Origin of the sequence: Streptomyces sp. WM4235, assembly GCF_001279725.1 — a bacterium.
In the GTDB taxonomy this organism is placed as follows: domain Bacteria; phylum Actinomycetota; class Actinomycetes; order Streptomycetales; family Streptomycetaceae; genus Streptomyces.
This window is the reverse complement of sequence record NZ_LGDE01000002.1, coordinates 19,949-32,891: the sequence shown is the minus strand read 5'-3', so window position 1 is coordinate 32,891 and position 12,943 is coordinate 19,949. Positions and strand designations below refer to the sequence as shown.

The 12,943-nt window shown below is 71.8% G+C and carries 13 protein-coding genes; 4 read left to right on the top strand and 9 right to left on the bottom strand.

What is annotated here, in order from left to right; genetic code table 11:
* Window positions 1-14: 14 nt before the first annotated feature.
* The 3 genes from rsmD to ADK55_RS01275 all read right to left on the bottom strand — a co-directional run bounded on the left by rsmD (window position 15) and on the right by ADK55_RS01275 (window position 4,570).
* Complete coding sequence (rsmD, locus tag ADK55_RS01285; RefSeq protein ID WP_053675086.1) at window positions 15-593, bottom strand: 16S rRNA (guanine(966)-N(2))-methyltransferase RsmD; 579 nt, start codon at window positions 591-593, stop codon at window positions 15-17.
* A gap of 61 nt (window positions 594-654) precedes the next feature.
* Window positions 655-2,865, bottom strand: a complete 2,211-nt coding sequence (gene recG, locus ADK55_RS01280) for an ATP-dependent DNA helicase RecG (protein ID WP_199826414.1) — start codon at window positions 2,863-2,865, stop codon at window positions 655-657.
* A 37-nt stretch (window positions 2,866-2,902) separates the two neighbouring features.
* Window positions 2,903-4,570 (bottom strand): DAK2 domain-containing protein, encoded by a 1,668-nt coding sequence (locus ADK55_RS01275; RefSeq protein ID WP_053675264.1) that lies wholly within the window; start codon window positions 4,568-4,570, stop codon window positions 2,903-2,905.
* Window positions 4,571-4,811: 241 nt separating this feature from the next.
* Between ADK55_RS01275 and rpmB the strand changes: the two genes are divergently transcribed.
* Window positions 4,812-4,997 (top strand): 50S ribosomal protein L28, encoded by a 186-nt coding sequence (gene rpmB, locus ADK55_RS35695; protein WP_073911113.1) that lies wholly within the window; start codon window positions 4,812-4,814, stop codon window positions 4,995-4,997.
* Window positions 4,998-5,158: 161 nt separating this feature from the next.
* On the opposite strand, the gene thiD is transcribed toward rpmB, so the two are convergent.
* Window positions 5,159-5,959 carry a bifunctional hydroxymethylpyrimidine kinase/phosphomethylpyrimidine kinase gene (thiD, locus tag ADK55_RS01270; RefSeq protein WP_053675084.1) on the bottom strand — a complete coding sequence of 267 codons (801 nt, stop codon included), beginning with the start codon at window positions 5,957-5,959 and terminating at the stop codon, window positions 5,159-5,161.
* Window positions 5,956-6,939 (bottom strand): thiamine-phosphate kinase, encoded by a 984-nt coding sequence (locus tag ADK55_RS01265; protein ID WP_053675082.1) that lies wholly within the window; start codon window positions 6,937-6,939, stop codon window positions 5,956-5,958. The genes thiD and ADK55_RS01265 overlap by 4 nt, the downstream gene beginning before the upstream one ends.
* Window positions 6,940-7,184: 245 nt before the next feature.
* Here ADK55_RS01265 and ADK55_RS01260 point away from each other — a divergent pair, with 245 nt between their 5' ends.
* Together ADK55_RS01260 and ADK55_RS01255 are read left to right on the top strand one after the other, a co-directional pair.
* The gene (locus ADK55_RS01260; protein WP_030011290.1) at window positions 7,185-7,418 is read left to right on the top strand and encodes an Lrp/AsnC family transcriptional regulator; all 234 of its coding nucleotides are present in this window, start codon (window positions 7,185-7,187) and stop codon (window positions 7,416-7,418) included.
* A 23-nt stretch (window positions 7,419-7,441) separates the two neighbouring features.
* Complete coding sequence (locus ADK55_RS01255) at window positions 7,442-7,942, top strand: DUF3515 domain-containing protein (RefSeq protein WP_053675080.1); 501 nt, start codon at window positions 7,442-7,444, stop codon at window positions 7,940-7,942.
* A gap of 100 nt (window positions 7,943-8,042) precedes the next feature.
* Here ADK55_RS01255 and ADK55_RS01250 read toward each other — a convergent pair whose 3' ends face one another.
* From ADK55_RS01250 to ADK55_RS01240, 3 genes are read right to left on the bottom strand one after another with little or no spacing between them, the layout of a single operon-like run.
* Window positions 8,043-9,200, bottom strand: a complete 1,158-nt coding sequence (locus tag ADK55_RS01250) for a D-alanine--D-alanine ligase family protein (RefSeq protein ID WP_053675078.1) — start codon at window positions 9,198-9,200, stop codon at window positions 8,043-8,045.
* A 39-nt stretch (window positions 9,201-9,239) separates the two neighbouring features.
* Complete coding sequence (locus ADK55_RS01245) at window positions 9,240-10,250, bottom strand: NAD(P)H-dependent glycerol-3-phosphate dehydrogenase (protein WP_053675076.1); 1,011 nt, start codon at window positions 10,248-10,250, stop codon at window positions 9,240-9,242.
* Entirely contained in the window at window positions 10,247-10,999 is a 753-nt protein-coding gene (locus ADK55_RS01240) for a lysophospholipid acyltransferase family protein (RefSeq protein ID WP_053675074.1), read from the bottom strand. The genes ADK55_RS01245 and ADK55_RS01240 overlap by 4 nt, the downstream gene beginning before the upstream one ends.
* A gap of 253 nt (window positions 11,000-11,252) precedes the next feature.
* Between ADK55_RS01240 and cofC the strand changes: the two genes are divergently transcribed.
* Entirely contained in the window at window positions 11,253-12,047 is a 795-nt protein-coding gene (gene cofC, locus ADK55_RS01235) for a 2-phospho-L-lactate guanylyltransferase (protein WP_266969633.1), read from the top strand.
* Window positions 12,048-12,164: 117 nt separating this feature from the next.
* Here the strand turns inward: cofC and ADK55_RS01230 are convergent, their stop codons facing one another.
* Complete coding sequence (locus tag ADK55_RS01230) at window positions 12,165-12,851, bottom strand: HU family DNA-binding protein (protein ID WP_053675072.1); 687 nt, start codon at window positions 12,849-12,851, stop codon at window positions 12,165-12,167.
* Between the last annotated feature and the right edge of the window lie 92 nt (window positions 12,852-12,943).

Here is a 12,943-nt window from a genome sequence, read left to right as displayed (position 1 = left end):
CCCCGGTGCGGGCATCATGAGTTTTCGCTGGTGAAGGCGGCGCGACCGTACCAGAGGGTCCCTTCGCCGTACTTCCGTGACCGGAGCGGCTCGAAGCCGTCGGGCCACGGGAAGGCACCGCTCCTGGTGCTGCGTTCCACGGTGACCAGTGCGTCCTCCGTGAGCCAGCCATTGGACCGGAGTGTGAGGAGGATCTCCCGGAGTTCCTCGTGGTCCACGACGTACGGCGGGTCCAGGAAGACGATGTCGTACGGGTCCTCGTGGAGCGGGACCGCCACGACCTGTTCGGCCCGGCCCGACCGGAATTCGGCGCCGGGCAGGCCCACCGACGTGATGTTGTCCTTGATCGCCTTGGCGGCCTTCGCGTCGGGCTCGACCAGCAGGGCCCGTTCGGCGCCGCGGGAGAGGGCCTCCAGCCCCACCGCGCCGGAACCCGCGTAGAGGTCGAGCACGCGGGCGCCCTCGACGCCGTGCAGGGACTCCCAGGTGGAGAAGAGCCCTTCGCGCATCCGGTCCGAGGTCGGGCGGGTGCCGGTGCCGGGCGGCACGGTCAGCCGTCGCCCGCCGGCGCTGCCGGCGATCACGCGGGTCATCTGGGGTCCTTCGGTGGGGAGACGGAGAAACGTTCAGCGGTTCAACGATAGGTCGTCGTCCTCAGCCCTTCTCCAGGTACTGCTCGCGCTCGGTGTCCAGCAGCGCGTCCAGGGCGGTCCGCAGGCCTGGCAGGTGCTCCAGCTCGGGGTCCTCGGCGACCACGCGGGTGGCCTCCTCGCGGGCCTGGGCGATGACCTCCTCGTCCTCGATGACGGCGAGCATGCGCAGCGAGGAGCGGACCCCGGACTGGGCCTGCCCCAGCACGTCGCCCTCGCGCCGCTGCTCCAGGTCGATCCGGGAGAGTTCGAAGCCGTCGAGGGTGGCGGCGACGGCCGCGAGCCGGGCGCGGGCGGGGCTCGCCTCGTGCATCTCGCTGACCAGCAGGCACAGCCCGGGTGCCGAGCCGCGGCCGACGCGGCCGCGCAACTGGTGGAGTTGGGACACCCCGAACCGGTCCGCGTCCATGATCACCATGACCGTGGAGTTGGGGACGTTCACCCCGACCTCGATGACGGTGGTGGCGACCAGCACCTTGACCTCGCCGGCGGCGAAGCGGCGCATGACGGCGTCCTTGTCCGCGGGGTCCATGCGTCCGTGGAGCACCTCGACGCTCAGCCCGGCGAGCGGGCCCCGGGCGAGCTGGTCGGCGATCTCCAGGACGGCCAGCGGGGGTCGCTTGTCGCCGTCCTCCTCGGCGGCCTTCTTCTTCTTGGGCTCGTCCTCGCCGTCGCCGATGCGCGGACAGACGACGTAGGCCTGGTGGCCGTTCTCGACTTCCTCCCGCACCCGTTCCCAGGCGCGCGCGAGGAAGTGCGGCTTGTCCTTGGCGGGCACCACGTGGGTGGCGATGGGAGAACGGCCGGCGGGCAGCTGGTCCAGTACGGAGGTCTCCAGATCGCCGAAGACCGTCATCGCGACCGTGCGCGGGATCGGGGTCGCGGTCATCACCAGCAGGTGCGGGGGCTGTTTGCCCTTCGAGCGCAGCGCGTCGCGCTGTTCGACGCCGAAGCGGTGCTGTTCGTCGACGACGACCAGGCCGAGATCGTGGAACTGCACCTTGTCCTCGATCAGGGCGTGGGTGCCGATGACGATGCCGGCCTCGCCGGTCACCAGGTCCAGCAGCGCCCGGCGCCTGGCCGGCACCCCCATCGAGCCGGTGAGCAGCGTGACCTTGGTGCCCTCGTCGGATCCGCCCAGCAGGCCGCCCTCGGCGAGTTCGCCCATCATCTCGGTGATGGAGCGGTGGTGCTGTTGGGCGAGCACCTCGGTGGGCGCGAGCATCGCGGCCTGTCCGCCCGCGTCGACGACGGCGAGCATGGCCCGCAGCGCGACCATCGTCTTGCCGCTGCCGACCTCGCCCTGGAGCAGGCGGTGCATGGGGTGGTCGGTGGCGAGGTCGTCGAAGATCTCCTTGGAGACGGTCCGCTGGCCCTCGGTGAGGGTGAAGGGCAGCTTCGCGTCGAAGGCGTCGAGGAGTCCGCCCGGGCGGGGCCGGCGCGGGACGGCCGGGAGTTGGGAGTCGGCGTGCCGGCGGCGGGCGAGGGCCACCTGGAGGACGAACGCCTCGTCCCACTTGAGGCGTTGGCGGGCGTCCTCCACGTCGGCCTTGGTGGTGGGGCGGTGGACCTTCAGCAGGGCCTCGGTGAGCGGGACCAGGCCGCGACCCTCGCGCAGGGCGGCGGGGAGCGGGTCGACGGCCTCGCGGACGCCGGGCAGCACCGCGTCCACGCATTTGGCGATCTTCCAGGACTCCATTTGCTTGCACGCCGGGTAGATCGGGATGAGTCGGCCGGCGAAGGCGGCCGCGGCGTCCGCGCCGCCGGTGTCGTCCGTGTCCTTGCCGAGCGGCTCGTAGGCGGGGTGGGCGAGCTGGAGTTTGTGGTTGAACCGGGAGACCTTGCCCGCGAACATCGCGCGGCTGCCGGGCAGCAGGTCCTTGTGCGGCTTGTGGACGCCGGAACCGAAGAAGACCAACTGGAGCCGGCCGCTGCCGTCCGTGATGGTGACTTCGAGGCGTTTCCCGCCGCCCCGACCGCCCTGGTAGGTCAGCAGTCGCGCGTCGGCGACCTGCGCGACGACCGTGACGTGCTCGTCGAGCTGGTCGCCGAGGTCCGCGAGGGAGGTCAGCTCGCCGCGCTCGGCGTACCGCCGGGGGTAGTGGTGCAGCAGGTCCAGGGCCGTGTGCAGCCCGAGGTGCTCGGCCAGCACCTTGGCGGTGGCGGGGCCGAGGGTCTTCTTGAGGTCTTCGTCGAGCGCGGGCACGTGCTCCATTGCACACCATGGCGCCGACAAGCCCGTCCTTCGACCCCTATTCGACCCCGATGAGGAGCGGCGCCGAGTACCGTCCGCCCCGGTAGGTGACCGTGTCGACGGCCAGGTGGCCGTGTTGTACGTAGGCCTCCAGGCGGGCGGCGAGGGCGTCCGGGACGTCCTCCCCGAGCACCAGGGTGACGAGTTCGCCGCCGGAGCCGAGCATGCGGTCCAGGACGGCCTCGGCGGTCTCCGGCAGGCCGGGGCCGATGACGGCGACGTCGCCGTCGATGAGTCCGAGGACGTCCCCGGCCTGGCAGATGCCGGCGGAGGTGAAGGACTGCCGTTCCGCGACGGCGAGTTCCCCGTAGCGGGTGGCTCCGGCCGCCGCGGTCATGGCGACGACGTCCTCGTCGAAGCTGGCGTCCGGGTCGTGCACGGCGAGTGCGGCCAGGCCCTGGACCGCCGAGCGGGTGGGGATCACGGCGACCCGCACACCGTCGGCGCGGGCCTGTTCCGCCGCGGCCGAGGCGGCGGCCCGCCACTCGGAGTCGTTGGGCAGCAGCACCACCTCGCGGGCGTGGGCCCGGCGGATGGCGTCGACCAGGTCGGCGGGTGCCGGGGGTGCGTCGGGGCGGGCGAGCACGGTGGTCGCGCCCGCCTCCCCGCACAGTCCGGCCAGTCCCTCGCCCGGTACGACGGCGACCGCGGCCCGCTGGGCGCGCGGGGCGACGGCCCGGCGTCGTTCGTCGCCGAAGTGGGTGATCCGGATCCGGTAGGGGCGTCCGGCGACGACGCCGGCCTCGACGGCGGCGCCCGGGTCGTCGACGTGGACGTGGACGTTCCAGAGCCCGTCGCCGCCGACCACCACGAGGGAGTCGCCGAGCCCGTCGAGGCGGGCGCGCAGTTCCCCGACGGCCGGCTCGCCGGCTTCCAGCAGGTAGATCACCTCGTACGCGGGCCCACCGTGCTCCTCGGCGCACGGCTCCGGCGATCGGGGTACGGGCACGGCCCGGCCGCGGATCGGTTCGGCGGCGGGTTCCCGGCCGGACAGCGCCTGCCAGAGGGCGCCGAGCACGGCGACCAGTCCGCAGCCCCCGGCGTCGACCACCCCGGCCCGGCCCAGCGCGGCGAGCTGCCCCGGGGTCTCGGCGAGGGCCGCGCGGGCTCCGTCGTAGGCGGCGCGGGCCACGTCGACGGCGGTGCCGGCGGCGGCCTCGGCGGCGTGGCCGGCTTTGGCCGCGGCCGCGGCGACGGTGAGCATGGTCCCCTCGACGGGGTGCGCGACGGCCTGGTACGCCTCCTCGGCGGCCCGGGTGAGGGCCTGCGCGAGGAGCGGGCCGGGGTCGCGTCCCTCGGGTTCGGCGCCGAGCACGTCGGCGACGCCGCGGAGGAGTTGGGCGAGGATCGTCCCGGAGTTGCCCCGGGCGCCTGTCAGGGCGCCGTGCGCGTAGGCCCGTACGGCCTCGGGCAGGGAGAGGCGGGCGGGCTCGGGCGGCGTGGTGTCGGTCACGTCCGCGGAGGCCGACGCGAAGGCGGCCGCCAGCTCGCGGGCGGCCGATTCGGCGGTCAGGTAGAGGTTGGTGCCGGTGTCCGCGTCGGCGACGGGATAGACGTTGATCGCGTCGATGTCCTCGCGGGCGCGGCCCAGGGCGGCCAGGGCGAGCGAGCTCCAGGTGCGCACCGCTTCGGCGTCGAGGGTGTGCGGCTGAGGCTCGTAAGGCACCGGGCGTTCCTCCTTGTGCGGGCCGGGGTTCACCGCAGGGTAACCAAGGGTGGCCGGCGCCTCGGGACCGTGGGGCGTGGTCGGCGGGCGCCATGGTAGTTTTCTTGGACCGGCGCAGACGTTGTATGCTGCTCCGGTTGCCCGATGAGAGTCGGGCCATTCCCCCGGCAAACCACTTCGGATCTCTGATTCCGGTGCGCCGGATTCACTGTAAGTGCATCTGAAGTCTTTGGAGTGACCTGTGGCTGCCAACTGCGACGTTTGCGCCAAGGGGCCGAGCTTCGGCAACAGCATCTCCCACTCGCACCGCCGCACCTCGCGTCGCTGGAACCCGAACATCCAGCGCGTCCGTGCCGTGGTCAATGGGACGCCGAAGCGCCTCAACGCCTGCACCTCGTGCATCAAGGCTGGCAAGGTCTCGCGCTGACGCCTCACGTCGTAGCGCAGCCCTTTCCGGTTGCCAAGAAGGCCGGCCCACCTGGTGGGCCGGCCTTTTGCCTTGCCTGAAGCGAGCGCGGGCCCTGCCCGAGCGAGCGCGAAAGAGCTCCCGGGAACCCTCGACGGGTTCCCGGGAGCTCTTTCGCGCGTTCAGGCCCGCCAACGCCAGGCGTGGTCCACGGGGCCGATGCCGCCGCCGAGCGCGAAGCCGGCGGCGATGGCCCCGGTGACGTACTCCTTGGCCGCGGTGACGGCCTCGGGGACGTCGAGTCCCTTGGCGAGGCCCGCCGCGATCGCGCTCGCGAGGGTGCAGCCCGTGCCGTGGGTGTGCCGGTTGTCGTGCCGGGGTGCGCGCAGCCACCGCTCGTCGGCGCCGTCGGTGAGCAGGTCCACGGCCTGGTCGCCGTGGGTCCGCAGGTGTCCGCCCTTGATCAGCGCCCACCGGGGACCGTGACCGAGGATCGCGTCGGCCGCCCGCCGCATGTCGTCCTCCGTCTCCACCACCAGGCCGGTGAGTCGGGTCACCTCGTCGAGGTTGGGGGTGGCCACGGTGGCCCGCGGCAGGAGTTCCTCGCGTACGGCGTCCAGCGCCGAGTCGGCGAGCAGCGCGTCCCCGTGCTTGGAGACCCCGACGGGGTCCACGACCGCCGGGGCCGGGGTGCCGGCCAACAGTTCGGCGACCGTCTCCACCAGCGACGCGGAGGACAGCATCCCGGTCTTGACGGCCTGGACGCCGATGTCGTCCACCACGGCCCGGTACTGGGCCGTGACGGCCTCCGCGGGCAGTTCCCAGGCCCCGTGCACGCCGAGCGAGTTCTGGGCCGTCACGGCGGTCACCACGCTCATCCCGTGCACGCCGAGCGCCAGCATCGTCTTGAGGTCGGCCTGGATGCCCGCGCCGCCGCCGGAGTCCGATCCGGCGACGGTCAGGCACAGCGGCGGACGGTTCATCGCGCGGGCTCCTCGGCGGCCGGGTCGGCGCCGAAGTGGTCCCAGCCGCCGGTGCTGGTCCAGGGTGCGCCGTCCACGGTCACCTGGGGGGCGGCGGAGCGGTTCTGGACCTCTCCGATGACCTTCCAGCGGGCGGGCAGTTTCACGTCGGGCGGGAAGGTGGCCACGATGGCGTGGTCCTCTCCCCCGGTCAGCACCCACTGGAGCGGATCCACGCCGACGGCCTGGCCGATGTCGTGCATCTGGCTGGGGATGTCGACGGCCGCCGAGCGCAGGTCGATTCGTACCTTGCTGGCCTCGGCGATGTGACCGAGGTCCGCGACCAGGCCGTCGCTGACGTCGGTCATGGCGGTGGCGCCGAGTCCGGCGGCGGCGGGGCCCGCGTGGTACGGCGGTTCCGGGCGCCGGTGCGCCTCGACGAAGGCCCGCGGGGAGCGGAAGCCGCGCGAGAGGACCGCGAAACCGGCCGCGGACCAGCCCAGCCAGCCGGTGACGGCCACCACGTCGCCGGGCTGGGCGCCGGAGCGCAGCACGGGCTCGTGGTTGCGCAGGTCCCCGAGGGCGGTGATGGCGACGGTGATGGTGTCGCCCCGTACGACGTCTCCGCCGACCACGGCCGCGCCCGCGACCTGGCATTCGTCGCGGATGCCGTCCATCAGCTCGGTGGGCCAGGTGACCGGCAGTTCCGCCGGGACGACGAGGCCGAGGAGCAGTGCGGTCGGCACCGCGCCCATCGCCGCGATGTCGGCGAGGTTCTGCGCGGCGGCCTTGCGGCCGACGTCGTAGGCCGTCGACCAGTCGCGCCGGAAGTGCCGGCCTTCCAGCAGGATGTCCGTGCTCGCCACGACCCGCCGGTCGGGGGCCGACACCACCGCGGCGTCGTCGCCGGGTCCGAGCCGGACCGCCGGGGTGGTGGTGAGCCGTGAGGTGAGCTCTCGAATGAGCCCGAACTCCCCCAGCTCGCCCACAGTGCCCTTCATCGCTGTGCCCCTTCTTGCCCAGTCCGCTTGCGGTCGCGAGCCGTCACAGCTCTGGGTACCGTCAACAGATACGTCAACTTCTGCTCTCCGTGCGCCTCGCCGTGCGCGGAGCCGGGCTCGCGGGTCTCCCCGTGACGCTCGGCGACGCGGTACCGTGGCGTCCCTTCTTCCCCGGGCCCACCCGATGTCCCCGGGCCCACCCGAAGGTTAGGGGAAATGATCCTCGTGGCCGCCCTGGAGGTTCCGTGGTACAGGCGTACATCCTCATTCAGACCGAGGTGGGCAAGGCGTCGTTCGTCGCCGAGTCCATCGGCCAGATCCCGGGGGTGATCCAGGCCGAGGACGTGACGGGCCCGTACGACGTGATCGTGCGCGCCCAGGCGGACACCGTCGACGATCTCGGCCGCATGGTGGTCGCCAAGGTCCAGCAGGTGGAGGGGATCACCCGCACCTTGACCTGCCCGGTGGTCCATCTGTAGCCCCCGTCTACTCTTGGCCGGTGATGTCCCTCCACCGCCGGCCCCTGCGTCTACTGGCCCTGCCCGCCTGCGCGGTCCTGCTGGCCCTCGCCGGCTGTTCCTCGGGCGATGCCGAGGCCCGGGTGGATCCGCCGCCCAAGCCGCCCGCCGACGTCGCGGGGCTCTGTGCGGCACTGCACGAGGAGCTCCCGGAGAAGGTGGCCGGCCTGGCGCGGACCACCACCCGACCCGAGTCGGATCTGACCGCCGCGTGGGGCGGCTCGGCGATCGTACTGCGGTGCGGTATCCCCAAGCCGCCCAAGATGTCGGATCCGAAGCAGGACGGCGTCGAGGTCAACGGAGTCGGCTGGTTGCTGGAGAAGCTTCCCGCCGACGAGGACGGCGGTTTCCGGTTCACCACCGGGGCGCGGCTGGCGTACACGGAGGTCCGGGTCGACAAGGAGCATGCCACGGATGCGGGGATGCTGGTCGATCTCTCCGCGGCCATCGCCAAGGCCGTGCCCGTGGGCATCTCCTCGTACTGAGTCGTCCGGACCGTCCGGGGCCGCCGTGCGGTCTCCCCCACTCATGATGACCGCCCGCCGGGATCCCCGGCGGGCGGTCATCGTGTGTGTGCGGTCGGGCCTAGCGCAGCCCGGTGGAGCGGCGCAGGGCTGCCTGGATCAGGCGGTCCACCAGCTCCGGGTACTCGATGCCCGACTCCTGCCACATGCGCGGGTACATGGAGATCGGCGTGAAGCCCGGCATGGTGTTGATCTCGTTGATGACGAAGGTGCCGTCCTCCGTGAGGAAGAAGTCGGCACGCACCAGGCCCTCGCAGGACGCGGCGTCGAACGCCTCGACGGCGAGCCGGCGCACCTCGGCGGTCTGCTCGTCGGTGAGCGGCGCCGGGACGATCCCGGAGGCGGAGTCGATGTACTTCGCCTCGAAGTCGTAGAAGTCGTGGCTGGAGACCGGCGGGATCTCAGCGGGGACGCTCGCGCGCGGCCCGTCCTCGAACTCCAGGACCCCGCACTCGATCTCGCGGCCGCGCAGCAGCGCCTCCACGATGATCTTCGGGTCGTGGCGGCGGGCCTCCTCGATGGCGGCGTCCAGGCCGGACGCGTCGTCCACCTTGGTGATGCCGATGGAGGAGCCCGCGCGGGCGGGCTTCACGAACAGCGGCCAGCCGTGTTCGGCGGCGAAGTCCAGGACCTTGGCGGTGGCGGCCGACCGGTCGGCCTCCCACTCGCGCGGGCGGACGGTCACGTACGGGCCGACGTTCAGCCCGAAGGACGTGAACACCCGCTTCATGTAGTCCTTGTCCTGGCCGACGGCCGAGGCGAGGACGCCCGAGCCGACGTAGGGGATGCCGGAGAGCTCCAGCAGGCCCTGGAGGGTGCCGTCCTCGCCGTACGGGCCGTGCAGCACGGGGAAGACGACGTCCACCTCGCCGAGGGCCTTGGGAACGGCGCCCGGTTCGGTGTAGACGACCTCGCGGTTGGCCGGGTCGACGGAGAGGACGACGCTGCCGTCCTCGGAGTCGGCCAGGTCCTCGACGCTCGGGAGCACCCGCTCGGCGATGGCCATGCGGGAGGGCTCGTCGGCGGTCAGCGCCCACCGGCCGTCCGTGGTGATGCCGATGGGCAGCACCTCGTACTTGGACCGGTCGATGGACCGCAGCACGGCGCCCGCCGTGACGACCGAGATGGCGTGTTCCGAGCTGCGGCCGCCGAACACGACGGCCACGCGGGGCTTGCGGCCCTGCTGCTCAGGGGTCTGGGGGAGGTTCTCGCTGCTCATATCGCCACGAGAGTACCCGCTCAGACGTCCGGAATGGAGTCAGCGCCGTTCCGGTTTGGCGCTGCGTCCCATGAGTTCCTTGAGCGCGACCAGCGTGGGCTTCCCGTGGTGCACGATGTCGACCACCGTGTCGGTGATCGGCATGTCCACTCCGTACCGGCGTGCCAGATCCGCCACGGACTGGCAGGACTTGACCCCTTCCGCGGTCTGCCGGGTGACCGCGATCGTCTCCTCCAGGGTCATCCCGCGGCCCAGGTTGATGCCGAAGGTGTGGTTGCGGGAGAGCGGCGAGGAACAGGTGGCGACGAGGTCGCCGAGACCCGCGAGACCGGAGAAGGTGAGCGGGTCGGCGCCCATCGCGAGGCCCAGGCGGGTGGCTTCGGCGAGGCCTCGGGTGATGAGCGAGCCCTTGGTGTTGTCGCCGAGACCCATGCCGTCCGCGATGCCGACGGCGAGGCCGATGACGTTCTTGACGGCGCCGCCGAGTTCACAGCCGATGACGTCGGTGCTCGTGTACGGGCGGAAGTACGGGGTGTGGCAGGCGGCCTGGAGGCGCCGGGCCACGGCGTCGTCCACGCAGGCCACCACGGAGGCGGCGGGCTGGCGGGCGACGATCTCGCGGGCCAGGTTGGGGCCGGTGACCACGGCGACGCGCTCGGCGGGGACCTTGGCCACCTCCTCGATGACCTCGCTCATCCGCTTGGCGGTGCCGAGTTCGATGCCCTTCATCAGGGACACGAGCACGGTGTCGGGGGCCAGCAGGGGCGCCCACTCGGCGAGGTTGCCGCGCAGGGTCTGGGAGGGGACGGCGAGGACGGTGAAGTCGGCGCCGCGGGCCGCCTCGGCCGGGTCGGTGGTGGCCCGGATGTTGGCGGGGAGTTCGACGCCGGGGAAGTAGTCCGGGTTGGTCCGGTCGGTGTTGACGGCGTCCACCAGTTCCTGGCGGCGCCCCCACATCGTCACCTCGCAGCCGGCGTCGGCGAGCACGACGGCGAAGGCCGTGCCCCACGAGCCGGTTCCGAACACGGTTGCCTTCACGGGACCTGTCACTTCTTGCCCTCCCCCGCGGCGTTGCGCCGCTGCTGCGCCCTGGCTTGGCGATGGTCGTACGGCTGCGCGGGCGCGCTTTCGCCCCGCAACTCCTCCAGCAGCTCGGTGATGGCCGCCATGATGACCTCGGTGACCTCCTTGAGCACGTCCGGGGTGGGTTCCAGGCCGTGGAAGGCGGAGAGGTCGACGGGCGGTCCGGCGAGCACCTGGAGGGTCTTGCGCGGGAACAGCCGGAGCTTGTCGGTCTTCGCGTAGGGCGGCATCGCGAGATTCGCGCCCCATTGGGCCACCGGAATGACCGGGGCCTTGGTGATCAGTGCGACGCGGGCGGCGCCGGTCTTGCCGGCCATCGGCCACATGTCGGGATCGCGGGTGAGGGTGCCTTCCGGGTAAAAGGCAACGCATTCACCGCTCTCGATCGCCGCCACGGCCGCCCTGAATGCGTCGAGGGCGTTGGTGGTCTCCCGGTACACGGGGATCTGACCGGAACCACGGAGGATCATGCCGACGAAAGGCACCTTGAAGAGGCCGGCCTTCGCGAGCAATCGGGGCACCCGGCCGGTGTTGTACTGGAAGTGCGCGTACGAGAGCGGGTCCAGATACGAGTTGTGATTGACGGCGGTGATAAATCCCCCGTCGGCCGGAATGTGCTCCATTCCCCGCCAGTCCCGCTTGAAGAGCACTACCAGCGGCGGTTTCGCGATGACCGCCGCCAGGCGGTACCAGAAGCCGATTCTGCGGCGGGACACTCGAACACCTTCCTCTAGGACCGGTGCGCGGCTTGGGCACCTCGTCGGCCGGACAAGTGTGGCCCCAGGCCCGGTCTCTGTCGAGAACACCGTACGCCCCGCTCACACCGCACGGCCTCCCCTCTGCCCGGGTGGAGGCGACAATGGGCCCACTGATGACCTGGCCATGACCTGACGATGGCTTGAGCGCGCGCGGGAGCGCACCGGAGGGGAGGGGGGCGCCACGAACGCCGTCTGGAGTCTGGTCGTCCCGTTGAAGCCGCTGGCGCTGGCCAAGAGCCGTCTCGCGGCGGCCGTCGGGGGCTCCCGCCCGGGGCTGGCGCTGGCCTTCGCGCAGGACACCGTGGCGGGGGCGCTGGCCTGCGCGGCGGTCGCGGATGTGGTGGTCGTCACGGACGACTCCGTCGCGGGTCGGGAACTGGCCAGGCTGGGCGCGCGGATCGTCCCGGATTCCCCGGGCGCCGGCCTGAACGCCGCCCTGGCCCACGGGGAGCGGGCCGTGCGGCGACGGCGGCCCCGGGCGGCGGTGGCCGCCATGAACGCCGATCTGCCCGCCTTGAGACCGCCCGAATTGCTACGCGTGCTCGACGATGCCTCGAAATTTCCCAGGGCATTTCTGGCGGATGCGGCAAGAATCGGGACGACGTTGCTTTCGGCTGCTCCGGACGTGGAATTGACACCCTCGTTCGGCGGCCCGTCTCGGGCCCGCCATTTCGCCTCTGGGGCGGTGGAAATCGCCCTGGCGGACGTCGACAGCGTGCGCCGGGACGTGGACACCGCGGCGGATCTGCGAACGGCCCTCACGCTCGGTGTGGGGCGTCACACCGCCCGATACAGTGCCGGTATGCAGGCGACCGCGTACACGTACGACTCCCAGACCCGCAGTGGCAGCGTGCTGCTGGACGACGGCACCCCGGTGTCCTTCGAGGCCCCGGCCTTCGACGCGGGCGGCCTGCGGCTGCTGCGCCCCGGGCAGCGGGTGCGCATCGAGACGGACGGCGAGGGCGGGGCCCTGCGGATCACCCTGATCACGCTCCAGACCTTCTGAGGTCCCCACCTTCCGCTTCCGGGGCCGTCCCCGACGGGGTTTCCCTTCCGGACAGCACCGCGGGCCGGCTTCCCCCCCGCGGGGGAAGCCGGCCCGGCGTGTGCGTGACCGCCGCCCCTACTTCTTGCGGGCGGTCGTCTTCTTCGCGGTGGCCTTGCGCGTCACCGTCTTCTTGGCGGGCGCGGTCGTCTTCGCGGTGGCCTTCTTGGCCGCCGGAGCGGTCTTCTTGGCGGTGGCGGTGGTCTTCTTCGCCGCCGGGGTGGCCTTCTTGACCGTGGTCGCCTTCTTGGCCGTGGCGGCCTTCTTCGCGACGGCGGTCCTCGCGGTCGTCTTCTTGACGGTCGCCGTGGCCTTCTTGGCCGTGGTCCTCTTCGCGGTCGCCTTCTTCGCGACCGTGGTCTTCGCGGCGGCCTTCTTGGCGGTGGTCGCCCTCTTGGCCGCGGCCTTCTTGACCGTGGCGGAAGCCCCGCCGGACAGGCTGCCCTTGGGAGCCTTCTTCACGGCCACCTCGTCGCCCTTGGGGAGCTTCTTGGTGCCGCTGACCAGGTCCTTGAAGCCCTGGCCGGCCCGGAATCGGGGAACCGAGGTCTTCTTGACCCGGACGCGCTCACCCGTCTGCGGGTTACGGGCGTAACGGGCGGGGCGGTCGACCTTCTCGAACGAGCCGAAGCCCGTGACCGAGACCCGGTCGCCCGCGACCACGGCGCGGACCATCGCGTCCAGTACCGCGTCGACAGCGTCCGCGGCCTGCTGACGGCCGCCCAGCTTGTCGGCAATCGCTTCTACGAGCTGCGCCTTGTTCACGTCTTCCCCTTCGGAGACTTCGCCAGAACGAATGTGTTCAAGCTTATTTCGCACGTTAGGCGGATATATACCGCAAATCAAACACGAAACGG